At 50.6% G+C, this 24054-nt stretch carries 25 protein-coding genes and 1 pseudogene; 12 read left to right on the top strand and 14 right to left on the bottom strand.

All coding sequences use genetic code 11. From position 1 onward, the window contains the following. The coding region (locus FJM67_RS15150; protein ID WP_047954751.1) for a Tn3 family transposase at positions 1-1763 on the top strand (1763 nt) is incomplete at its 5' end. A gap of 655 nt (positions 1764-2418) precedes the next feature. Here the strand turns inward: FJM67_RS15150 and frmR are convergent. The 12 genes from frmR to FJM67_RS15090 form a co-directional block, all read right to left on the bottom strand. Continuing rightward, positions 2419-2694, bottom strand: coding sequence for a formaldehyde-responsive transcriptional repressor FrmR (gene frmR / locus FJM67_RS15145; protein ID WP_001141269.1), 276 nt, complete (start codon positions 2692-2694; stop codon positions 2419-2421). 364 nt (positions 2695-3058) lie between these two features. After that, positions 3059-3490, bottom strand: coding sequence for a DUF488 domain-containing protein (locus FJM67_RS15140; RefSeq protein ID WP_000765646.1), 432 nt, complete (start codon positions 3488-3490; stop codon positions 3059-3061). Positions 3491-3681: 191 nt separating this feature from the next. Beyond that, on the bottom strand, positions 3682-6333 hold the full coding sequence (locus FJM67_RS15135; protein WP_000038427.1) for an excinuclease ABC subunit UvrA: 2652 nt from the start codon (positions 6331-6333) through the stop codon (positions 3682-3684). 203 nt (positions 6334-6536) lie between these two features. Further along, positions 6537-7847: an NAD(P)/FAD-dependent oxidoreductase gene (locus FJM67_RS15130; RefSeq protein ID WP_000233327.1), complete on the bottom strand. Its 1311-nt coding sequence runs from the start codon at positions 7845-7847 to the stop codon at positions 6537-6539. 17 nt (positions 7848-7864) lie between these two features. Next, a complete protein-coding gene (gene fghA, locus FJM67_RS15125; RefSeq protein WP_000440264.1) occupies positions 7865-8695 on the bottom strand; it encodes an S-formylglutathione hydrolase in 831 nt (276 codons plus the stop codon). Between the two features lie 47 nt (positions 8696-8742). After that, positions 8743-10077 (bottom strand): DUF3422 family protein, encoded by a 1335-nt coding sequence (locus FJM67_RS15120; RefSeq protein WP_000664785.1) that lies wholly within the window; start codon positions 10075-10077, stop codon positions 8743-8745. Between the two features lie 157 nt (positions 10078-10234). Further along, positions 10235-10633, bottom strand: coding sequence for a VOC family protein (locus FJM67_RS15115; protein ID WP_000070400.1), 399 nt, complete (start codon positions 10631-10633; stop codon positions 10235-10237). Between the two features lie 50 nt (positions 10634-10683). Next, on the bottom strand, positions 10684-11793 hold the full coding sequence (locus FJM67_RS15110) for an S-(hydroxymethyl)glutathione dehydrogenase/class III alcohol dehydrogenase (protein WP_000842119.1): 1110 nt from the start codon (positions 11791-11793) through the stop codon (positions 10684-10686). 3 nt (positions 11794-11796) lie between these two features. Next, the gene (locus FJM67_RS15105; protein WP_456237914.1) at positions 11797-12126 is read right to left on the bottom strand and encodes a metal-sensing transcriptional repressor; all 330 of its coding nucleotides are present in this window, start codon (positions 12124-12126) and stop codon (positions 11797-11799) included. A gap of 217 nt (positions 12127-12343) precedes the next feature. After that, positions 12344-12895 (bottom strand): 3'-5' exonuclease, encoded by a 552-nt coding sequence (locus tag FJM67_RS15100; RefSeq protein ID WP_219846012.1) that lies wholly within the window; start codon positions 12893-12895, stop codon positions 12344-12346. A gap of 89 nt (positions 12896-12984) precedes the next feature. Beyond that, a complete protein-coding gene (locus FJM67_RS15095) occupies positions 12985-13644 on the bottom strand; it encodes an RES family NAD+ phosphorylase (protein ID WP_140591020.1) in 660 nt (219 codons plus the stop codon). Further along, the gene (locus FJM67_RS15090) at positions 13637-14047 is read right to left on the bottom strand and encodes an MbcA/ParS/Xre antitoxin family protein (RefSeq protein ID WP_140591017.1); all 411 of its coding nucleotides are present in this window, start codon (positions 14045-14047) and stop codon (positions 13637-13639) included. The genes FJM67_RS15095 and FJM67_RS15090 overlap by 8 nt, the downstream gene beginning before the upstream one ends. Before the next feature lie 476 nt (positions 14048-14523). On the opposite strand from FJM67_RS15090, the gene FJM67_RS15085 reads away from it, so the two are divergent. From FJM67_RS15085 to istB, 11 genes and pseudogenes are all read left to right on the top strand, one after another. Then, on the top strand, positions 14524-15627 hold the full coding sequence (locus tag FJM67_RS15085; protein ID WP_004748899.1) for an ATP-binding protein: 1104 nt from the start codon (positions 14524-14526) through the stop codon (positions 15625-15627). Between the two features lie 15 nt (positions 15628-15642). Beyond that, positions 15643-15912, top strand: coding sequence for a cold-shock protein (locus tag FJM67_RS18000; RefSeq protein WP_004748900.1), 270 nt, complete (start codon positions 15643-15645; stop codon positions 15910-15912). A 209-nt stretch (positions 15913-16121) separates the two neighbouring features. Next, the gene (locus FJM67_RS15075) at positions 16122-16718 is read left to right on the top strand and encodes a hypothetical protein (RefSeq protein WP_140591014.1); all 597 of its coding nucleotides are present in this window, start codon (positions 16122-16124) and stop codon (positions 16716-16718) included. 43 nt (positions 16719-16761) lie between these two features. Beyond that, positions 16762-17163, top strand: coding sequence for a hypothetical protein (locus FJM67_RS15070; protein WP_004748902.1), 402 nt, complete (start codon positions 16762-16764; stop codon positions 17161-17163). 5 nt (positions 17164-17168) lie between these two features. Further along, positions 17169-17744, top strand: a complete 576-nt coding sequence (locus tag FJM67_RS15065; protein ID WP_140591011.1) for a hypothetical protein — start codon at positions 17169-17171, stop codon at positions 17742-17744. A 10-nt stretch (positions 17745-17754) separates the two neighbouring features. Next, complete coding sequence (locus FJM67_RS15060) at positions 17755-18948, top strand: DUF1173 domain-containing protein (RefSeq protein ID WP_140591009.1); 1194 nt, start codon at positions 17755-17757, stop codon at positions 18946-18948. Between the two features lie 15 nt (positions 18949-18963). Beyond that, complete coding sequence (locus FJM67_RS15055) at positions 18964-19467, top strand: hypothetical protein (RefSeq protein WP_140591006.1); 504 nt, start codon at positions 18964-18966, stop codon at positions 19465-19467. Positions 19468-19490: 23 nt separating this feature from the next. Then, positions 19491-19562, top strand: a pseudogene (locus tag FJM67_RS15050) (carbon storage regulator); the annotation flags it as partial. A gap of 183 nt (positions 19563-19745) precedes the next feature. After that, positions 19746-20198: a TniB family NTP-binding protein gene (locus FJM67_RS15045; RefSeq protein ID WP_032488973.1), complete on the top strand. Its 453-nt coding sequence runs from the start codon at positions 19746-19748 to the stop codon at positions 20196-20198. 70 nt (positions 20199-20268) lie between these two features. Beyond that, on the top strand, positions 20269-21792 hold the full coding sequence (istA, locus tag FJM67_RS15040) for an IS21-like element IS1326 family transposase (protein ID WP_140591002.1): 1524 nt from the start codon (positions 20269-20271) through the stop codon (positions 21790-21792). Next, complete coding sequence (gene istB / locus FJM67_RS15035) at positions 21779-22564, top strand: IS21-like element IS1326 family helper ATPase IstB (RefSeq protein WP_000983249.1); 786 nt, start codon at positions 21779-21781, stop codon at positions 22562-22564. Before istA ends, istB begins: the two co-directional genes overlap by 14 nt. Positions 22565-23022: 458 nt before the next feature. On the opposite strand, the gene FJM67_RS15030 is transcribed toward istB, so the two are convergent. Then, a complete protein-coding gene (locus tag FJM67_RS15030) occupies positions 23023-23523 on the bottom strand; it encodes a GNAT family N-acetyltransferase (protein ID WP_000376623.1) in 501 nt (166 codons plus the stop codon). Between the two features lie 127 nt (positions 23524-23650). Then, positions 23651-24054, bottom strand: a 404-nt coding sequence (locus tag FJM67_RS15020) for a dihydropteroate synthase (protein ID WP_024434383.1), incomplete at its 5' end; no start/stop codon positions are given.

The raw sequence follows: 24054 nt of genomic DNA, 5'->3' as shown, positions 1-24054 counted from the left end.
GCCTTGAATGTGAGGCCGGTAAAGGCTCAGAAGCCGTCGTCGCCCAACTTCAACAGATGCAGACGGAAATCGCATTCGGTGGACCACTGAAGACGATGGATACGTCGCTCATCCCGAAAAAGCACCTCCCATGGTTGGTTAAACAGGATAACGTTAACCCGCAACGTTACGAATGGCTGCTCTACCGGCAGTTAACCTCACGACTGAATGGACGCATTTATTTGCCAAATGTTACCAAATACCGCGCACTGGAAGACGACCTGATCCCCCAGACATCGCAGGATACCTTGCTGGCCTCATCAACACTGGACAGACTAAAACAGCCCGCAGAGTTATTGTTACAGGAGAAACAACACCGGCTGGAAAGTGCACTCAAAGACGTTGCTCTCCATATTGATGAGGGAGACAATCGAAATGTGATCATGAAAAATCGTACCGGTACCCGCTGGCGTCTGCCGACCAAAAGCGCTACATCTCTGGTCAACAATCCCTTTTTTAAGCGAATGCAACCGGTCGGTATCGCGGATGTACTGCGGTATGTAGAGCGCGAAACCGGGTTCATGAAATGTCTGACTCATGTACTTCCGATACAAAAACAAGGGTTCACTCATCAGGATGATTTACTGGCCATTCTGATTGCCAACGCCACTCACCGTGGTGTGTATGGCATGGCGCAGATCTCCGATCGAAGCTATGAACACCTGAGTACGGTGCAGGCCAACTATATCCGGCCTGAAACGCTGCATGACGCCAGCGACGTGATCAATAATGCGGTTGCAGCGCTACCCATCTTCCGCCACTACCATATTCAGGAGGACCAGCTGCATGCCAGTGCGGATGGTCAGAAATTCGAAACCCATCTGGAAACCTTTAAAACCCGGTACTCCTCTAAGTATTTCGGCACCAACAAAGGGATCACGGCCATGACACTGGTGGCCAACCACAGCGCCCTCAATGCTCGGATCATCGGTTCCAACGAGCACGAATCACACTATATTTATGACCTGTTACAATCCAACAGCAGTGAAATCAAACCTGACGTACTCTCGACAGATACACACGGTGTCAATCATGTTAACTTCGCCTTACTGGATCTATGCGGTTACAGTTTTGCACCGCGATACGCGCAGTTCAGTAGTGTCATCAATGATCTGTTTGATGTGACTGAAAGTGAACAAGGCAGCACCATACTGGCGCTAAAGAAGCCTATCAGAACGAATGTTATTACAACGGGATGGCAAGATATCAGGCGTATTGTTCTGTCACTTCAGACAAAGCGGACGACACAAGCAATGCTGGTAAGAAAGTTGTCTGGTTACCCTTCTGGACACCCAATATTACAGGCTCTGACGGAGTATAATCGACTGGTTAAAGCGCAATATTTACTTGACTACATCGACGATGCCAGTTTGCGGCAGTATGTGCAACGTGCCCTGAACCGGGGAGAAGCATGGCACTTCCTTAGACGAGCCATTGCGTCGGTGAATGGTGATCAGTTCCGTGGCAAAAACGAGTCTGAAATCGCTATCTGGAATGAATGCGCAAGATTGCTTGCCAACGCGATCATCTACTTCAACTCCGCGATACTGAGTCATCTTCTGGGACACTTTGAAGCGAGAGGAGATGAAGAGAAAGCGGGTATCACTCGTGCTGTTTCGCCCGTTGCGTGGCAAAATATCAACTTAAGCGGAACGTATAACTTCACTAATACTGGGAAATTGCCCAATATTGGCGAAATAACAAGGCCGATAGTGGATGATTAGGCTCCAAGCTGAAAGTAAACCACCTCCGCAGCCATTTATTGGTGTGGTCTACAGAGGATTATGTCTTTTTAGAGGGGAAAATCCCTAGAACCCCAATACTGTTGATAAGGATTAAAAAAAGATAAACACTTGATTTTTATCTGAAAATATTTTTTGATGTTTGATGAGGACTTGGGTTATCACTTCTGAGTAGTAACCTGTTGCGTGCGGGAAATATCTTCAGACAGGTCAGGTGACAACGCCGTACAGAATGGGCCTATACAGTGCTGTGGCCAGTCTCCAGTACCAGAACTGTCAGTTAGTACTGGTTTTCCGAACAGTGGGCGATTCTGCCCTATCGCCTGGACCGGTCTTGCGACGGTTTACAATTACAGATATCTGTAGGGTGAGGCGGCACCTGGAACACTGGTGCCGAGAATGATTACTGGATCAGAAAACTCAGGGCAGTATGTACTGCGCATGATAACGAAATTATCGCACCTGAACTGATGACAGCATTTGTCGTAGTGGTATACAAAGCAGAAATTTGTTTTGGCTGAACGACACTGGACTCCTGGGACATAGTCAGGGAATGAGTAGTATCTGTGGACTGGCTATGCCGTTCGGTTGGTGTTCATAATGACATCCAGCAGTGACCGGGTTTACCGGTCAGTTGCTATTTAAGATAGGCGCGAACCAGTTCAATCGTATCGTCAACTGATTTACTGACTTCATGGCTATAGTTGTCATTCTGGTCAAAGGTTTCTCGTATGTGACTCTCCAGAACCTCAGCCATCAATCCGTTAGATGCGCCACGAACGGCAGCAATTTGCTGGAGAATGGCGCGGCATTCAGCACCATTTTCAAGTGCTCTTTCCAGAGCATCAATCTGCCCTCTGATGCGGCGAACCCGTGTCAGTACCTTTTTTTTCTCTTCCGGAGTACTGGGCATTTCTTACCTCACTATCTTTAAGTTGATATACTGCATCGGAGTATGCATTATCCGATCAATGAATGTATACCTCCCATGTAGTATACAAACATAACAGAGCACATACCGATAAGCTTTATTTATAAAATAAAACAACTGGTTATATTATTGGCAAAATACAGGCTGAAGGGTGTGATATTAGCCCAAAAGCATGGTCAAAAAAAGCGCGTCGCAAACACTGATTTTCGATATCAAGCCACTTCCTGTTAGCGCATATTGCTTTAGCAGGCTAAATCCTCTTCCTTTTGTCCGAACATCGTCTGGTACCGTCATAGTCTGTGGGAGCTGTGTTCTGGTGTTCGGGCGTACAGACACAACCCAGCCACTATAAATGCATGATAGTGACATCAGGCCATTTATCTGCCAGGTACTCAGCAACCAGCCGTCTGTGGCAATGATGTGGTTTATGTTCGCTACACAATAAGCAAGCATCAGCAAACTGACTCTTTTCGAGCGTTTCGATATGTCTTTTTGTAATCAGATCGATGAAATCCGAAGAATATATATCCCAGTCTCCTTTCTGTAATTTGTATCGCTCAAACATTTCCCGCGTCGGGGCAAGATCTGGCATATGTGCGTAATCGATATCACACAGAGTACGGGCAAAGAACTTCAGATCGTCCTGTTTTGCAAAACCTGCCAGCTGAGAGCGATTATTGAGACGCACATCCAGAATACGTCTTGCTCCGGATTCCTTCAGACGCGTAAAAAAATCCTCCGCCGAAGATTGTGTGAAACCAATCGTAAATAGTTTCATCAGGTTCTCCTTACCACCTGCATAACAGTGATGTTTAACACTGGATAAGATTTGGTGTTTTTGCTGTGCCCTGGTACAACAGGTTTCTTATCACGTATTTTTTCAGGTAGTTACAATGACAGGTAAAATGTTCAGGGGATATACCAGTAGCGTGACAGTGTCGTCATTCACGCTATGACGACACTGTCCTTTTACCAGTTCCGTGACAACTCCCGGGCAATAAACGGTGCCGTGCGGCTTTCACAAACCTGTGATACCTGGGCGGGTGTACCTTCTGCAACCAGGTTGCCTCCCTCATGACCTGCTCCGGGACCAATGTCCATAACCCAGTCAGCCTGCACGACTGCACGCATATCGTGTTCAATCACAACTACGGTATTCCCTGTCTCAACAAGACGCTGCAACTGCACAAGCAGACGGTCGGCGTCTGACGCATGGAGTCCGGTGGTCGGTTCATCCAGAACATACAGCGTATGGCCACGTTGGCTACGTTGCAGTTCGGTTGCCAGCTTTATCCGTTGAGCTTCTCCTCCGGATAACTCAGTGGCTGGTTGACCCAGACGCAGATATCCCAGACCGATTTCGCCCAGCAGGCGCAGAGGTCGCGCCACGGGTTCTACATCAGCAAAGAAGCTGCAGGCTTCATCCACTGTCATCTGCAAGACTTCCGCAATGTTTCGCTCCTTCCAGCGAACCCTGAGCGTATCCGGGTTATAGCGTGCGCCATGACATGTCGGACAAGGGGCATACACACTGGGCATAAACAAGAGTTCAACGCTGACGAACCCTTCACCCTCACAGGTTTCACAGCGACCTTTTGCCACATTGAAAGAAAACTGTCCGGCATCATAATGATAGTTTTTAGCAGCAGGTGTTCCGGCAAAGAGCTTACGAATATGGTCAAACAGTCCGGTATATGTCGCCAGGTTAGAACGCGGTGTCCGGCCTATCGGTTTCTGGTCAACCTGCACCAGACGTTTGATCAGTCCGGTGTCGCCTGTCAGCGTACCGTAAGTTTTCTCAGTAACGGTTGGTCCCTCAGCATCACTGCCCTCGGATAACACGTCTTCTGGTTCATGGCCAAGCGAGGAAAGCACCAGCTCAGGTAAGGCCTGAGCAATCAGACTAGACTTTCCGGAACCCGAAATACCTGTAACAGCGGTCAGTACCCCCAGAGGAATACAGGCGTCCAGTCCCTTCAGGTTGTGACGGTGAATATCCTGTAATTTTAACCATCCTGCTGGCTGTCGGGCGTATGATTGTGGTGGCCTGATTTCATCAAACAAATACCGCGCCGTTCTGGATTCAGCAATAGCTTTCAGACCTTCAGGTACACCACTGTAGAGAATATGACCGCCCTGTTCTCCTGCAGCGGGTCCCACATCAACCAGCCATTGCGCCCGTCGCATCAGGTCAAGATCATGCTCAACGACAAACACTGAGTTTCCGGCATCCCGCAGGTTCTCCAGAGCATCGTAAAGTGCATGGCTGTCTGCAGGGTGCAGGCCTGCTGATGGTTCATCGAGAACATAGACGACCCCAAACAACATGGAGCTAAGCTGAGTGGCAAGACGCAATCGCTGGAGTTCCCCTGCGGAGAGTGTTGGCGTTGTTCTGTCTAATGTCAGATAACCAAGTCCCAGTTTCTGCAACTGATACAGCCGGTCCATAACACCTCTGGTCAGTCGTTGAGCAGCCAGTCGTTTCTCTGTCGATAATGCTGAGGTCCGGCGGACATCCGGCGTTACAGAATGGACTGCTCTGCCGGAACCTGCGCGTTCTGTCCGGTCCCGGCGGGTGATATCCCTGTCAGTATCAGCCCCGGCATGATGCGTACTGAAATCCCCCCGGGAGATAGGAAGAAGCAACTCAGCCAGCTGGTCTAAAGGCATCTGCATAAACTCACCGATGTCCACTCCAGCAAAAGTGACTGACAATGATTCCGGTTTAAGCCTTTTTCCGTGGCAGACAGGACACAGTTTACCTTCCATAAAACTGGAGACGCGTTTCCTCATCAGTGCACTTTGGGTGTGTGCAAAGGTATGCAGAACATAACGTCGCGCCCCTGTAAACGTCCCCATATAACCCGGAGTCATTTTTTCCCTGACTGCGACACGTGTGTCTTCCGGGCTGAGTCCGGGGTAGACCGGCACCGTCGGGGTATCTTCAGTAAACAGGATCCAGTGTCGCTCTTCTTCAGATAACTCTTTCCAGGGGATATCGACGTCATAGCCCAGTGTCACCAGAATGTCGCGAAGATTTTGTCCGTGCCAGGCAGGTGGCCAGGAGGCAATGGCTCTGTCCCGGATACTGAGTGACGGATCAGGTACCATCAGTGCTTCTGTCACATCATAGATATGTCCGAGACCATGGCAGGATGGACATGCTCCCTGAGGCGTGTTAGGAGAAAAATCCTCAGCATAGAGCATAGGTTGTTCTGCCGGATAGGCTCCCGCCCGGGAATACATCATGCGCACCAGGCTCGATAAGGTGGTCACACTGCCGACAGAAGAGCGTGCATTGCTGGTTCCTCGCTGTTGTTGAAGGGCAACTGCAGGGGGGAGTCCATCAATGGCATCCACATCCGGAACACCGGCTTGATCAATGAGGCGCCGCGCATACGGGGCAACCGATTCAAAGTAGCGTCGTTGCGCCTCAGCATAAATGGTTCCAAAAGCCAGTGAAGACTTACCGGAACCAGAGACCCCCGAAAAGACAACAAGTGCATCACGCGGAACAGAGACATCCACCTCTTTAAGGTTGTGCTCCCTGGCACCACGTACCACAACAGAATTACTGGCGTCTGTCAGGGTTGGGGGGGCACCAAAAAGTTTCTTTGACATAGTTTAATCCTGTAATACGTAAATCAACTTTACTTCTGACGCTGGTTACGTTGAATGGCGTTAACCGATGTGCCGAACCATTAGTTAAGAAGGAATAATGACAAAAGGGATTTATGCAGCAGTAAGCGGATTGCCTGCGCCGGCGCCGGTGATTAAATAAGGAATGCCGCTGATGTTTCAGCGGCATCAGTAAGGTTCAGGTATCACTCTTCTGAGCGGGAATGGACCGCACTCTTATCCGGATCAGGTGATTTACCTCCCGTGATAATGCGGGCTCCCCTGTATCCGATACTGTGGTTCCAGATCCAGCTGATAGCGACACTCAACCGGTTTCTGGTTCCGATCAAAAAATACAGGTGGATAATTTTCCAGAACCACCACGCCATGGCTCCCCGGAGTTTTAACCGTCCCATATCAACCACAGCCAGTCCGCGACCGATGGTCGCCAGGTTCCCCTGATGCCGGTACCGGAAAGGTTTCAGGACAGGTTTTTCATCCTTTAAACGGGACTGGATCAGTTTAGCCACATACTGTCCTTCCTGTTTTGCGGCCGGAGCAATGCCCGGGATCATCCTGCCGTCCTCTCCGGTCACGGCCGCGGTATCACCTATTACAAATATTTCAGGGTGTAACGGGAGCGTGAGATCAGCTCCCACGATAACCCGACCAGCCCGATCAGCTTCCGTCTTGAGCCAGCGTGCAGCCGGAGAAGCAGTGACGCCTGCTGCCCAGATGATCGTTTTGGCAGGAAGAGGTTGCCCACCATATACTACGCCTTCGGCAGAGCATTCCGTTACCGGTTGGCCAAAACTGACTTCCACTCCCAGTTTCTCCAGGGACTGACGGGTATATTCCGATAATGACTCCGGGAAGGCAGTGAGCAATCGTTGTCCGGCTTCAACCAGAATAATTCTGGTCTCTGTCGGATCAATAGAACGGAAATCATTTTTCAGCGTTTTCCTTGCCAGTTCGGCAATGGTCCCGGACAGCTCAACGCCTGTCGGTCCCCCCCCGACAATGACGAATGTCTGGTAGGCAGCCCGTAACGCGGGATCAGTGGTATTCTCAGCTTGTTCAAAAGCGGAAAGGATCCGTGCGCGCAGGGTCGTGGCATCATCCAGGTTCTTCAGTCCCGGCGCAAACTGTTCCCACTCATCATGACCGAAATAAGCGTGCGTGGCCCCAGTGGCAACGACAAGCGTGTCATAATCAATTCGGGAACCATCTTTCAGCAGAACCTCCCGTGAATCGGTATCCACATCCTGGACCTCGGCCATCAGGGTACGTACATCCTCACGATGACGAAACAGAGAGCGAACGGGCCAGGCAATTTCTGCTGATGGCAGTGATGCGCCAGCGACCTGATAAAGTAAAGGCTGAAACAGATGGTGGTTACTCCGGTCAATGATTGTGATCGAAACGCCCGGCTCTTCCAGTTCTCTGACAACGGAGAGTCCACCGAACCCAGCCCCTATCACGACAACATGATGTTTTTGATCGCAGAAATGTACCATAACCATAATTCCTGAATTTAGCGCGTCAGTGCTGCTGCATGATGTGCAATGTGGTCGCCAATGTAGCTGGAGATAAAGTAATAGCTGTGATCGTGTCCCGGACGCAGGTTAAGCGTCAACGGATGACCGGTGTCCTCACAAACGCTCTTCAGTCTCTCCGGCTGAAGCTGAGTCTTCAGAAACTCATCATTCAGTCCTTGGTCTACAAGCAGAGGTAGCCTTTCCTGCGCTTTACGGATCAACTCAACCGTGTCGTACTGCTTCCAGTATTCCCGATCATCACCCAGATAAGCAGACAATGCATTTTCTCCCCAGGGCACCTGAGAAGGTGCGACGATCGGTGAGAATGCGGATACACTCTGATAGCGGCCCGGGTTTCTGAGCGCAATCATCAGGGCGCCATGTCCGCCCATCGAATGTCCACTGATACTTCTTTTATCAGACGCCGGGAACCATTCTTCAATCAGGGACGGGAGCTCGTTTACCACATAGTCATACATTTTGTAATGTGTCGCCCAGGGCTCCTGGGTTGCATTAACATAGAATCCGGCCCCCTGACCGAGAGCGTAGTCAGGATCATCAGGAATATCGGTGCCACGCGGACTGGTGTCTGGTGCCACAATCATGATCCCATGCTCTGCGGCATAACGCTGAACGCTCGATTTGGTAATAAAATTCTGTTCCGTACAGGTCAGACCGGAAAGCCAGTAGAGTACCGGTACATTACCGTTAAGCGCCTGGGGTGGAGTATAAACACCAAATTTCATCGTGCAGCCAAGCGTGCCAGACTCATGCTGATAAACTTCCTGCCACCCATCAAAGCTGGCATGATGTTCAAGACGTTCCATAATTTTCTCCGTATAACGACAGGACAATTCAGCAACAACGTAACAACTCAGTCAGAGCGGTTTTCGTTATGTTCAGGGTCGGTGTGCGAGTTTCTTATTCTTCGCACCACCCACCAAATCGCGAGCACAATGAAGGGCACGAGAATGGCAACCGCCAGCTCAGGTGGCATGACATCGTGGATCCCGGGAACCCCTTTCACCAGATACGAAATCAGACTCACCACATAATATGAAATGGCGGCAACAGACAATCCTTCAACGGTTTGCTGCAGATGTAGCTGTTGTCTGGCCCGGTTATTCATCGAAGCCAGCAGGTCACGGTTCTGATGTTCCAGTTCAACATCTATCCAGGAGCGAAGTAACGAAATAGCCCGCATGAGTTTGTCAGACAGCTTCGCCTGTCGTTCTTTCACAGAACGGCAGGTTCGCATGGCTGGGGCAATGCGCCGTTGCAAAAAATCAGACCAGGTGTAGTAGCCTGGAACCGGCGTTTCGGAGAGCGTATTCAGCCTTTCCTCAACAATTTCATAGTAGGCCTGGCTTGCGCCAAACCGGTACAGATTCGCTGCAGCGCCGGCTTCAAGTTCTGCGGCAAGATTGGTCAACGCAGAGAGCAACTGTTCATTTTTACGATGCTCTCCGGTGCGCATTTCTTCTGTAATTTCAGCCAGTCGGTTTTCCACTCGCCTCAGTTCAGAGGCCATGGTTCTTGTAAGTGGTAAAGAAAGCAAAGCAAGCGTGCGATAATTTTCAATCTCAAGCAGCCGCTGAACCAGTGCACCCAGCTGTGCCTCTGTCAGGTCCCGTTCAAGTATCAGAATGCGTGTCAGCCCGTCTTTATCCTGGCGAAAATCAGAGATAATTGCGGCACGGCCATTTTCTGTTACTGAATAGCACCTGCTGACAGGATCTAAATTCGTTACTGCAGCCTCAGATTCTGCAGTCCATGGCAGAATATCCAGACGGGTACCACAGATAACCGAACCCGGTGGCGTGAAACCATGCCGGAAGGGGTTCTCTCCCCTTAACTGTCCGTCACGCGGATCGCATGTGGTACTCCATAAGTAGGTGGAAAACTCACCGTGTTTTTCACAATACAAAGCGCCTTCCCGCCACGTGATACCGTGCAGGGGTGCTGAATTTTCTGATGGTGTTAAACCAAGACGATCTGACAGCTCAACCATGACCCGCTGGTCACCTGACTGGTCGCCTTTAGTCATGAAAGCAAACTGCAGCAGGGTCTGTGGTGATGTGATAAGCAGGTGCGGACGCGCATGTACTTCATTGACAGCGGCCGTTCTGTCTTTATGAGCCGGCATCCCGTACACGGTTTCGGGTGATTGCATCTCAGAACGGATAGCAGATAATGCTGACTCTTTCATAAGACTCTCTCTTTTTCTGACGGCCAGTCACATTACGCTTCGAGAAAGATACCCGCAGACGTAAACGTCTGCGGGTTGATCTTCATACGCTGGCACAACTCATACCGTTCGCCTGATCGGCAAACCGTACAACATTTGTGTCGGATGCACCCTACGATCAGATGAAGGTATAGGAGCAGATCTTGTTACCAGCCGGATCACGCAGGTAGGCAGCATAAGCACCTGGCAGATGACCACGAGGACCCGGTTGGCCTTCATCAGTCCCGCCAGCAGCCAGGCCTGCGGCATGGAAAGCGTCAACTTCAGCAGGCGTGGCGGCAGCAAAGCCAATTGTCACACCATTGCTGGATGGCGCTTCACCATTGCCAGGACGGGCAATGATGAAAGCCGGCTTGTCACGGCCAAACAACACCCAGCCATTACCAAAAGGACCAAGGTTGTTGATACCGAGTGCACCTAAAGTGGCGTCATAAAACTCAGCCGACTTTTGAACATCTACAGCACCGATAAAGACGTGAGAGAAGATGCCATTGCCTGAAATAACTGGATTGGACATGGATTGTTTCCTTTAAAACTAATATTGAAAGATCGCCAGTGAAACCTGAATCAGTAGTGGATCACTGTACGAATAGATTTGCCTTCATGCATCAGGTCGAAGGCGTCATTAATCTCTTCAAGGCCCATGGTATGAGTCACGAATGGTGCGAGATCGATTTCGCCTTTCATCGCATCTTCAACCATGCCCGGCAGCTGGGTACGACCTTTAACACCACCAAAGGCAGAACCCTTCCATACACGGCCGGTGACCAGCTGGAATGGACGAGTGGAGATTTCTTTACCTGCACCCGCAACACCGATAACGACGGACTGACCCCAGCCACGGTGTGCCGCTTCAAGTGCAGAACGCATTACGTTTACGTTACCGATACATTCAAACGTATGGTCGACACCCCAGCCTGTCAGTTCAATGAGAACGTCCTGGATAGGTTTGTCGTAGTCTTTCGGGTTAATGCAGTCAGTTGCACCAAATGAACGGGCCAGGTCAAATTTCTCCGGATTGGTATCGATGGCAAAGATACGACCCGCTTTTGCCTGACGCGCGCCCTGTACCGCTGCAAGGCCAATACCACCCAGGCCAAAAATAGCAACCGTGTCACCTGGTTGTACTTTCGCAGTGTTGTGAACCGCACCGATACCTGTCGTTACGCCACAACCCAGCAGACAGACATGTTCATGATTCGCCTGTGGATTAATTTTGGCTAAAGACACTTCTGCGACGACGGTATACTCACTGAATGTAGAGCAGCCCATATAGTGGAAAAGAGGCTGGCCCTTGTAAGAGAAACGGGTCGTGCCATCAGGCATAAGTCCTTTACCCTGGGTGGCGCGAACAGAGACACACAGGTTAGTTTTTCCGGATTTACAGAACAGACACTCGCCGCATTCTGCCGTGTAAAGCGGAATAACATGATCGCCAGGTTTCACACTGGTGACCCCTTCGCCGACTTCCACAACAACACCCGCACCTTCATGACCCAGTACTGCCGGGAACACACCTTCCGGATCATCACCGGACAAGGTAAATGCATCAGTGTGGCAGACGCCGGTATGGGTGATTTTTACCAGTACTTCACCCTTACGAGGCGGCTCCACATCAATTTCAACGATCTCGAGGGGCTTACCAGGAGCAAATGCGACAGCTGCACGTGATTTCATATGTCATATCCTTTTATTACTGTTTTTACTGACCCCATCAGACGTCTGCCTGGCAGAGTTAACGGAGATATGAGCGAACAATGGAAATAGCGTCGTTGATAGATTTCGTCTGCGACCCCTTCTTTTGTTCGTATCGGGAAATTCTTCCCTGAGATAGCTTTCCAGAACAACAGTCATCAGGCCTTTAACGGCTCCTCGTACCGAAGCCAGTTGCTGCAACAATGAAGAACATTCCGCTTCGTTTTCAATCGCCTGTTCCAGCGCTGCAATCTGACCTTTGATACGTCGTACCCGGACAAGCGCCTGTTTCTTTTCTTCTGGAGAATGTGGCATTGATTGTCCCTGTTAATCAGGATTGAAGAGACTATAGTATACCCCCCTATACTATGCAAGAAAAAATGTTGACCCCACGATGTACAAATCCAGACAGATGACAGAGTTGTATCAGGCACATTCGTACTTTAACGGTACACAATAGAAGTGAACCACCATTCTTCATTGTTTTTTCAAATTGCAGCATGTTCTAAGTTAGCCTCGGTCCGATAAGTATTCACGAAAGACAATGAGATTCTTCTTCAGACTGCTGAAATCGCCTCAATGCCTCAACCACTTCCGCTGTCTGTTTAGCGTCTTTAGACGCACTATGTATCCCATCCAGTTCAGATCTAAAATTGTGTACTCCGGTAGCCTCGGTCAGTGTGTCCAAAGAAGGCCCCCTATCAGAACATTTCAAGCCCATTGCCTGCGCCCACGGCTGTGCTGCACGCTGCGAACAAAACACTCCCAATATTGAGGGTTCATTTACGCCATACCTCATAACATGTTCAATGAGTATGGGCCAATCGAATACGGCGTTATGGATCACCACCAAATGGTCCGACAAGTTAGCTCGTATATCTGGCCACTGGGATGTGAAGGTTGGGAATGACTGTGCCTGCTGGTCGCCAATCCCGTTTATCTGGGATGCTTCGTTAGTCATCTGTCTGTGAGGTCTTACGGCATATTCACTCTCTTTCACAGCCTTTCCGTTACTCACCTCAACAATTCCGATTGTAACAATTCCTGGAGCGCCAGATTCATCAAACAGCCCAGTCGTTTCCATATCTAACACCACGTAATTTTCCGGTAAATTCCTGAATGGCCACAATAGGTGATTGATTGGACAATTCTTTAGATATGGCCTGCCAGAATTCATAGTTTTTCCGCAACGCTTAGGATGTGGGTAATAGCATTACCATCCCAGTGAAATTGGTAATGTCCAGCCTGTATTGCCGGTGGTGTTAATGCTGGAGGGCGCAAAACCGCGACGCACTGTCCGCCAGGGTGCCGAACCGATCTGTATAGAATGCCTAGTTCATTCTCGTGTTTTAGCTTTTCTCCAAGAGCCTGGGCATAGATGAAACTATCTCGGTCATGCACCTTATTGTCGCCACGCACATCCACCAGAGGAGCATTCACCACGCAATGATAACAACGCATAGTGAGTAATTGTGGTTCTTCATTCGTTGCGCTCATGAAGCGTGCTCGGCTGAACTTAGATTCAGCAATGGCCGTATCCAGATCCAATCCCGCGTAATACACTCCAAACCGACCCTTTGTGAACCTGCTCTCGACACCTACATGCGTGAACGCCGCCATGATTGCGGTTGTCCCTGGGCCAGTTACTCGATCTTCTGGGGGAACCAACGCAATATTTCCCACTTCATCTTGTAGGCGATCATTTGTCAGGCTTTCCAGCGCATATGCGGCATCAAGCTCGCTAGGATCGAGTAGATTCTCAAATAATGCGATAGGAGGATAGTGACTCGGTATTAGCCGATATGTATCACTAATGACATCCTCCTTACGCATAATGCTCTCCGCGCCATCCGTCCAAGTACCTGCGAACATCCACTAGATCAACAACTCTCCCAGCCAACATGCGGTCGAGGGCTGATGCTCCGCCGAAATCCCGGTTGGGTTTCCGAACCCAATTTTTCCATTGACGAGGATCTGAGAACAGAAGCTGAACTCCTTTGTAGATGCCTGCAAGATATGACAGTCGCTCAAGAGTATCTTTAGAGAGCTTGATAGGCTCATTGGCATCCAATTTATGTCGCCAGTTGTGTAATGTGGTGCGAGTGCCGAGTCCTGCCAAAGTACAGCGCTGCTCATCTGTCAGCCCCCACTCTTCGGTAATACCCAAAAATAATTTCACGGCCACGCGACTCATCTCACGCTCGCTCACCGCAACCTGAAGCTTTGATGTATTCATAGCAGACTCTCCTATATATATGCACTATTATGCGTTTAAAATAGAACAATATCAAATGCAACCGTTCACATTTGAACGCGAAAGAGACCCGTGTTAAGTCATATTTGAGTATACAATACCAGATCAGCATGGAGTGTTCTTTATTGGTGCCACACCCCAACCTCCGTGCAAAATTCAGATTGCGCCCCTTCTTTTTCCTTCCCTTTCCTTTATTTTCCTTCTGTTTCCTTGGCACTCGCGAGGCTACGCCTCCCGGTGCAGGGGTCATCAGTAAGGTAGGGATTACTCGGGAGTTTCGATCGGAGTGAGGAGGTGGGGCTGGCGCTCGGTCATTCCTATGGCTGATCTGGTATAGTAGTTGTTATCGAAAATAGCTGGTAGGACTTGAATTACGCGCTATTACCTGTATTATGCGTAATTATGCAATTGGCGCGTAATCCCGCGTAAGTCACAAAACAAATATAGGGGTCCTTTTTATGGAAGGGTGGCACTATCCACGAACAGAGCTGGCAGAACAATACCTTGGCCTACTGGCCCTCGGTATCTCATCAAGCCTAGCGATCATAGCCCCTCGACGTAAAGGAAAGACGCTATTCATCCTTCAGGATCTCGCGCCACTATCGCAGAAGAAAAACTACATCCCTGTCTATGCGAGTCTATGGCAAAACATCAATGCCCCCCATGAAGGACTGATCGCAGCCCTGGAAGATGCCATTGCGGCGCTCGATAAAAAAGCGACCTTCAGCCGGTTGCTCAAAGCCAAAATCAAAAAGACCACCGTAAGCAACGAGCTGCTGGGGAAAATGGAAGTAGAGTTTGCCGACAATCCGAGTAAACCAACCAGCAAAGAACTCGCCTATCTCGATCAGTTACTCAGTATGCTGGTCGAAAAGGCTGGCAAGAAAACGGTTTTGCTACTGATTGATGAAGTGCAACATCTTACAACGTCCACCCAGTTTGATCCGCTTGCTCACACGCTCCGGACCATGCTGGACAAGCGCCAAGGCAAGGTAAAAAGCATTTTTACCGGCTCCTCCAGACACTATCTGGATCTGCTGTTGAACGAATCAAAGTCACCGTTCTACCACTTCGTTGAACAACACGATTTTCCAGACCTCGATGATCAATTCATTGAATTTCTGAGAGACAAGCTGGCCAAAAACCACCAGATCACTATTGCCATTCAACCATTACGCAAAGCCTTCCTGGACTTGGATCAGTCACCGTACTGGATGATGAAGCTGATCGCCCAAATGATTACCTTCAAGGCTACTGTTGAGGAAGCCTTGGAATATGTGCTTCAGCTTATGGAAGCAACCGAAGATTTCGAGGGCATATCAAAGAGACTGAAGCCGATCGACCGGCTTGTGTTTCTGGCGCTTTGCAAGGGTACAAACCCCTTCTCAAAAGAGCTAATGGCCAGAATAGACAAGGAAACCGATGTTAAAGGCGTCGCTTCTAATATCCAGCGAGCCATCAAGCGTCTATCGGAAGCCAGTCTAATCAGCCAGACCCGAAAGGACGGGTACAACATTGAAAAGCCCGGTTTGAAGCGCTACTTGGAACAGCAGCACCAATAAGAAGGAGTCTAACGGATGCAGACAACGGTTAAACGATGGTTCACCGACAAGGGATATGGATTTCTGCACAATGGGGGTGATGCCCCGGACATCATGGTCCACGCAAACGAACTGAAAAACTGCCAATACTTGCGTCCAGGGAGGACAGTGGAATTTGAATGCCACATCAACAGCAAAGGCCTGGTGGCTAAAAACGTCAGACTGGTTCAAGACCAGCCTAAAGCCCCCAATCAACGCCATTCACAGCAGTATCCATTCCAAAGATCCGGCTATGGAAGGTACTAGCGCCATAAAAGGGTACATCCTCGATGACCCTTTTTTTATTGGTTTTCATTCGATGACCGGGATAATCCCACGCTACACAGGTCTATCCAAGACTTCTATGTGCAGGTGTCTCCTGGCTCGATGCTCATTCAGCAACCTGGTTTGCCGGGTTGCTAGTTTGGCACCTCGTAGTAACGTTTAAATAAACCACTCTTTATAGGAGAACATTCATGAAGTTATCTGCACTTTTCGGCTCTTTGGCCTTGGTTCTTATCGTTAGCGGCTGCGCCTCCAACCAGCACGTTTACTCTTCTGATGGCAAATGCCTGACCTGCTGGAACAACCCTATTACCGGCAAGCCCATCAACCATGATGGTAAAGCTAACCAGGAACAAACAGCACAGGAATCACAGGTAACCCAGACAACGACTACCGAAACTACCGTTGTAAATACCACTACCGCTAAGCCAACTGAGCACAAAATCGCCTTTACCGTGCCAGTGAATGTGGATGTCGCGTTCCTCAAGATTAAGAAAGAATTCGCCTACTACACCGAGCAGGAAATCCGTCAGGAGTGGGGGAGCATGGCCGAAGCCAAAATGCAGACTTTCGCCTACGCCTACGATGCTACTCCTTCGGTTTACTACCACATGCGTGCCGATCGCAACCACGATGGCATTCAGGCAATCATCGACAGCCAGATCGAGAAGCAGTCTGACAAGGAAAGCAAAATCACGATCACTTACTGGCTAAGAGATAAGTCTGTTAATGCCAGTCAGTTTGGCGAATCACTGAAAAATAGAACCAGAAAGGCATTAAACATCTAACACCGGGAGGGGGAACCCTCCCTCTTTTATTTTGGAGTGATGAATGATCAGAACAATAATTGGCTTCATACTGGGAGCTGTTGCGACCTTCTACACATTGCCCTTTATTGAGTCCGGTACCGGTAAACTACCAAGACCGGCTATCGGTGACTGGTTTTCGTCTGACAATAACAATCACTCCTCAAACATCATCAACTCAGTACCACCTTCCGATTATCGCCAACATGCTGACAGCAAGCTTGCGGCAGAGGTCATGACGGCCATCTCCGTTACCAGAACACGCGCCCTCAATGACCAGACATCCGATTACGTTGTAAAGCTCATTACAAACCTGATTGAACGCGAACCAGGTATTCAGTCATTCGTCCGTGAGAGACTCGGAAACGGCCTGACAAATCGGGAGGCACTTGAGATCTTTGAAAAGTACTACTCGATCCAAGGATGAATCGTATGAAGGCCCTTATCGAAATCAATGTCTATGGCGGAAACACACTATTAGCCACGCTTAAAAAGCATGATGACCTGCCAACTGGGATCTACTCCGACCGCCCTGTGAAGTCGCTGATTAATCTCACACCTGGCATTCAAGCCAATGTGAAGCTCCAGATAGAAACTGTCTCATTGAGCAATGATGACACTTCGCTCCTGGTTAGCGATAAACGCCTCCAAGTATCGGAGCTTTTACAGACCCTGGGGGTGCAGAACTTCGTGGCCTTTGTAAAAGATGCAGAGCATCATGGTTGGATAGTGGAAAAGTACATCGACGGTATCAACCAATATTTTTACTTAGATCACAACAATCAGCCACTATCAGCTCCTGCCATCTTATCGGAAAACATCCTTACCTTGTTTCTGTTCATTCTCATGGCAGCAACTCCTGCCGTAGTTTTGAAGTTTATGAGCAGTGGCTATTTGGGAAGTCCTTTCTGGGTGTTTGCCCTGTTCTTAGGGCTTACTTCAGTCGTGTATTTTCTCTCGTTCGGCGTCATGCAGTATATGAGGACCAGAGGGGAACCAATATTCTAAGGTGGCAACCATGACACAATACTCCATCGGTGATTGCGTTCTCGAACGTTCCGATCCTTTATTTGAAGAGGCGCTGGCCAGCGCCTACAAATCTCGCGAGCGCCCCTTGTGCCTTTGCTCAACTCCCGGCGTGCCAATGTATATTGCTCGCACCGGCGACAACAGCTATGTGCTGAAGCGAATGCCAAACAGTGGCCAACAGCATCATCCAGACTGTGATTCCTACGAGATCCCGGCTGAACTCTCCGGTCGTGGAGCCGTTGAGAACAAGGCTATTTCAGAAGACCAGGAAACAGGAATAACCAATCTGAAACTGGACTTCACCCTCTCAAAGGTTTCTCTGAATCGAACGATTAGCAAGGGTGAAACCAAAGAACCCACTGCGGTCAAAGCAGATCCAACCAAGCTTACCATCCGATCGCTGCTCCACTTCCTCTATGAAGATGCAGGCCTTAACAAGTGGGCACCAAACATGGAAGGCAAGCGCTCCTGGTATGTGATCAGAAAGTACCTCCTACAAGCAGCGCAAAACAAAGTCACCAGAAAACACCCACTAGGAGAAGCACTGCTGATTCCAGAGCAGTTTTCTCTGGACCACAAAGATGAAATTGTGGCCAGACGCAGACAGTTCCTATCCAAGCTGAAAAAGCAGGGCAACAAACAGCCTATGGGCATACTCATTGGCGAAGTGAAGACGATCGAAGAAGCCCGGTTTGGATTCAAGATGATCGTCAAGCATATGCCCGATACTCCGGTTTACATGGGAGAGGATGTTTACAAGCGAATAAATAAGGCCTTCTCCACTGAGCTTGCTTTTTTCCATGAAAATGAATCCATTCATTTGCTAACAATATGTACTTTTCTTCTGAGCGCATCCGGCAGTCCCCAGGTGGATACCATCTCTTTCATGGCCGTGGATCGGAATTGGCTTCCCTTTGAAAACATAGAGGAGCTTGAACTCCTGGAGCGGCTCTGTACAGGGAAGCGTCATTTCATCAAAGGCTTACGCTACAACCTTGGATCGTCTGATGTCATAGCCTCGGTTCTTCTAACCGATACTGAAGGAAAACCTACGGCTGTTTACCTGGTTCCAGCAGGAGCGACAGAGAGCTATTACGACGAGCTGAACGCGGTTGTTAGTCATAGCGAGTTACCAAGTCAAATCCTTGATGTGAATCAGGAAGATACCCTTAGCGCCGTTTAAGAAGTAGGAATAACAATGAGAACACTCGACCAGAATCAAATAGAAAACATCTTCCAGGAGTTGAGAGACAATATTTCGCCTGAGCATGGTAAGGCAATCATTGGTCTAGATAATGTAAAGCCTTCACACCACGAATTTGAGAGCCTCGAATGGCGGTACCGGTTAGGTGGATACACCGAAGCTCTATGCGCTTGCGACATCCTGAGCAATAGTGTTTATGAGTCTGCAATCGCTGAAATATTCGGCCAAAGGCCAATGGATGGAGCAGACCGTCCTGGGCGAAAACATAAGTACAGCGTGGACATCAAAACGGAACAAAACAAGCAGTTCACGTTCGATGTGCCATCAATGAACCCACTCGATGCTTACTTTCAGCTCACCAAACGTATTGCTTATAAAACGATACCCGGTATCGTCTCTGTATTGGTATACGCTGGCTTTCATACTGATCGAAAACCTGATTCTTCACCTCTCAGATCCTTTGAGAAGGACGAGCTGGTATTTGTAAGCCTCGTTTAATCTATTCAAAGGAACGTGTCATTATGCTCATATTAACTCGGCGAATTGGTGAAACACTCATGATAGGCGACGACGTTTCCGTCACCATATTGGGGTTCTAGGGATTTTCCGTCCAAATGCGACATTCAGACTGCTAAGTGATTGATTTATTGTGACTGGCTATGTGAAGCGCCAAAAAAGTAATACCCCTCTGGAGGCCGCGGACGGCGTGGCCTCCAGAGCACTTTGTCGTTTTTGGACGGAAAATCCCTAGAACCCCAGATTGAGGAGTGGTAGCCGTGGACGAATATCCCATCATCGACCTGTCCCACCTGCTGCCGGCGGCCCAGGGCTTGGCCCGTCTTCCGGCGGACGAGCGCATCCAGCGCCTTCGCGCCGACCGCTGGATCGGCTATCCGCGCGCAGTCGAGGCGCTGAACCGGCTGGAAGCCCTTTATGCGTGGCCAAACAAGCAACGCATGCCCAACCTGCTGCTGGTTGGCCCGACCAACAATGGCAAGTCGATGATCGTCGAGAAGTTCCGCCGCACCCACCCGGCCAGCTCCGACGCCGACCAGGAGCACATCCCGGTGTTGGTCGTGCAGATGCCGTCCGAGCCGTCCGTGATCCGCTTCTACGTCGCGCTGCTCGCCGCGATGGGCGCGCCGCTGCGCCCACGCCCACGGTTGCCGGAAATGGAGCAACTGGCTCTGGCTGTTGAGTTGCATCTAAAATTGACCCACTTAGGGTAAAGATTTGCGTCGAAATTTGACCCACGTATGACACTGTTTCCCGTCTGGATATGGCGGGAGAAATCAAGGAGTGATAAACGTGGCGATATTGAGCGCAATTCGACGCTGGCATTTTCGCGATGGTGCGTCGATTCGGGAAATAGCCCGACGAAGCGGCCTGTCCAGGAACACCGTTCGCAAGTATTTGCAAAGCAAGGTGGTTGAACCGCAGTACCCAGCGCGAGACAGCGTTGGCAAGTTAAGTCCTTTTGAGCCCAAGTTAAGGCAGTGGCTCTCCACCGAGCACAAAAAGACAAAGAAGCTGCGCAGAAACCTGCGCAGCATGTACCGGGATTTGGTCGCTTTGGGCTTTACCGGGTCTTATGACCGAGTGTGTGCTTTTGCCCGACAGTGGAAAGATTCCGAACAGTTCAAGGCGCAAACCTCGGGCAAGGGTTGTTTCATCCCCTTGCGCTTTGCTTGTGGCGAAGCCTTCCAATTCGATTGGAGTGAGGACTTTGCCCGCATAGCGGGCAAACAGGTCAAACTTCAGATTGCCCAGTTTAAGTTGGCCCACAGCCGGGCCTTTGTGCTTCGGGCTTACTACCAGCAAAAACATGAAATGCTGTTTGATGCCCACTGGCATGCCTTTCAAATCTTCGGTGGCATTCCCAAGCGCGGCATCTACGACAACATGAAGACCGCTGTGGATTCGGTGGGGCGTGGCAAAGAGCGCAGGGTCAATCAGCGGTTCACTGCCATGGTCAGCCACTACCTGTTTGATGCGCAGTTCTGTAATCCAGCATCGGGTTGGGAGAAAGGCCAGATTGAGAAGAACGTGCAGGATTCCCGCCAACGCCTGTGGCAAGGGGCACCAGACTTTCAAAGCCTTGCTGATTTGAATGTGTGGCTTGAGCATCGCTGCAAAGCGCTGTGGTCTGAGCTGCGCCACCCCGAATTGGACCAAACCGTGCAAGAGGCCTTTGCCGATGAACAAGGCGAGTTGATGGCGCTACCCAATGCCTTTGATGCATTCGTGGAGCAAACCAAGCGAGTCACTTCAACCTGCCTTGTTCACCACGAGGGCAATCGCTACAGCGTTCCTGCCAGTTACGCCAACAGGGCCATCAGCCTTCGGATTTATGCAGACAAGCTGGTGATGGCTGCCGAAGGCCAACACATTGCCGAGCATCCAAGATTGTTTGGCAGTGGCCACGCTCGGCGTGGCCACACACAATACGACTGGCACCATTACTTGTCTGTGCTTCAGAAGAAACCTGGGGCGTTGCGCAATGGTGCGCCATTTGCTGAATTGCCACCCGCGTTCAAGAAGCTTCAATCCATCTTGCTGCAACGCCCCGGCGGTGACCGTGACATGGTGGAAATTCTGGCCCTTGTATTGCACCACGATGAAGGTGCGGTACTCAGTGCTGTGGAATTGGCATTGGAGTGTGGCAAGCCATCGAAGGAGCATGTGCTTAATCTGTTGGGACGTTTGACCGAAGAACCTTCACCCAAACCGATTCCAATTCCCAAGGGGTTAAGGCTGACATTGGAACCACAGGCCAACGTGAACCGCTATGACAGTTTAAGGAGAGCCCATGATGCAGCATGAAGGCCATGTGAGAATCCTCAAATCCTTGAAACTCTTTGGCATGGCACACGCCATTGAGGAGTTGGGCAATCAGAATTCACCAGCATTTAATCAAGCCTTGCCCATGCTGGACAGCTTGATTAAAGCTGAAGTGGCAGAGCGTGAAGTACGTTCGGTGAACTATCAATTGCGGGTGGCCAAGTTCCCCGTGTATCGGGACTTGGTGGGCTTTGACTTCAGTCAAAGCCTGGTTAATGAGGCCACGGTCAAACAATTGCACCGGTGCGACTTCATGGAACAAGCCCAGAACGTGGTGCTGATTGGTGGGCCAGGCACAGGCAAGACTCACCTGGCCACAGCCATTGGTACACAAGCAGTGATGCACTTGAACCGACGGGTGCGTTTCTTCTCCACCGTGGATTTGGTCAATGCACTGGAGCAAGAGAAATCATCTGGGCGTCAGGGACAAATCGCAAACCGTCTGTTGTATGCCGATTTGGTGATTCTGGATGAGCTGGGATATTTGCCTTTTAGCCAAACCGGTGGGGCACTGCTGTTTCACCTGCTCTCAAAGCTGTACGAAAAAACCAGCGTGATACTGACCACCAACTTGAGCTTCTCGGAATGGAGCCGAGTGTTTGGCGATGAAAAGATGACAACAGCGTTGTTGGACCGACTAACCCACCACTGCCACATCCTGGAAACCGGCAATGAAAGTTACCGCTTCAAACACAGTTCAACTCAGAATAAGCAGGAGGAAAAACAGACCCGCAAACTGAAAATCGAGACATAATTCTGACAACAAGGGGTGGGTCAAAATTCAATGCAAATCCCGGGTCAAATTTGGGTGCAAATCAACAGTAGATCGGTGAGAGATCGGAAGCGAGAGGCAGTTTTGAGAGACCTTCAACCTTCGGCAGACTGTCGGCTTTGGTATCTCTCATAAACGGATGTTTTTGAGAGAACTATCTTCGGCCTTCACACGCACGAAAGGCGGCGAAGCTCCGCCGTTAATCCGTCCGCCGGAGATCTCGCCCAGGCAGGCTGAAGGCCGAGCAAGCCTGACAGGCCCGAAAAGCCCGGCACGGGCGTCGGCGGCGATGACGGCGGCGGCATTATCCAGGGTTGATGATGGAAGTGGAGGATATCGACAACCTCTCGCGCAACCAAGACATCGCGGTCGGACTGCAAGTGATCTTGAAGCCACGGGCCCGTCCCACCCCGACATGGACCTCGATGCCCGAACGGACGTTAGATTTCGAGTTCTAGGCGTTCTGCGATGAAGGTTGGATCCCAGCCGGGATTGAAAGTGTCGACGTGGGTGAATCCGAGCCGCTCGTATAGGCCACGCAGGTTCGGGTGGCAGTCGAGCCGCAGCTTGGCGCACCCCTGCGTTCGCGCGGCATGGCGGCAAGCCTCGATCAGCGCGGAGCTGACACCCCGGCCCGCATGTGTCCGTCGCACCGCGAGCTTGTGCAGATATGCGGCCTCCCCCTTGAGGGCGTCGGGCCAGAACTCGGGATCCTCGGCCGACAAGGTGCAACAGCCGACGATGCCGTCGCTGCAACTCGCGACTAGGAGCTCGGATCTCAGGACGAAGGTCTCCGCGAATGTCCGGTCGATCCGCGCGACGTCCCAGGCGGGCGTTCCCTTGGCGGACATCCACGCCGCAGCGTCGTGCATCAGCCGCACAACCTCGTCGATATCACCCGAGCAGGCGACCCGAACGTTCGGAGGCTCCTCGCTGTCCATTCGCTCCCCTGGCGCGGTATGAACCGCCGCCTCATAGTGCAGTTTGATCCTGACGAGCCCAGCATGTCTGCGCCCACCTTCGCGGAACCTGACCAGGGTCCGCTAGCGGGCGGCCGGAAGGTGAATGCTAGGCATGATCTAACCCTCGGTCTCTGGCGTCGCGACTGCGAAATTTCGCGAGGGTTTCCGAGAAGGTGATTGCGCTTCGCAGATCTCCAGGCGCGTGGGTGCGGACGTAGTCAGCGCCATTGCCGATCGCGTGAAGTTCCGCCGCAAGGCTCGCTGGACCCAGATCCTTTACAGGAAGGCCAACGGTGGCGCCCAAGAAGGATTTCCGCGACACCGAGACCAATAGCGGAAGCCCCAACGCCGACTTCAGCTTTTGAAGGTTCGACAGCACGTGCAGCGATGTTTCCGGTGCGGGGCTCAAGAAAAATCCCATCCCCGGATCGAGGATGAGCCGGTCGGCAGCGACCCCGCTCCGTCGCAAGGCGGAAACCCGCGCCTCGAAGAACCGCACAATCTCGTCGA

Source organism: Maribrevibacterium harenarium (assembly GCF_006385675.1).
Classification (GTDB): domain Bacteria; phylum Pseudomonadota; class Gammaproteobacteria; order Pseudomonadales; family Marinomonadaceae; genus Marinomonas; species Marinomonas harenarium.
Note: the sequence above shows the minus strand (reverse complement) of the source record. Positions and strands in the feature narration are given on the sequence as shown.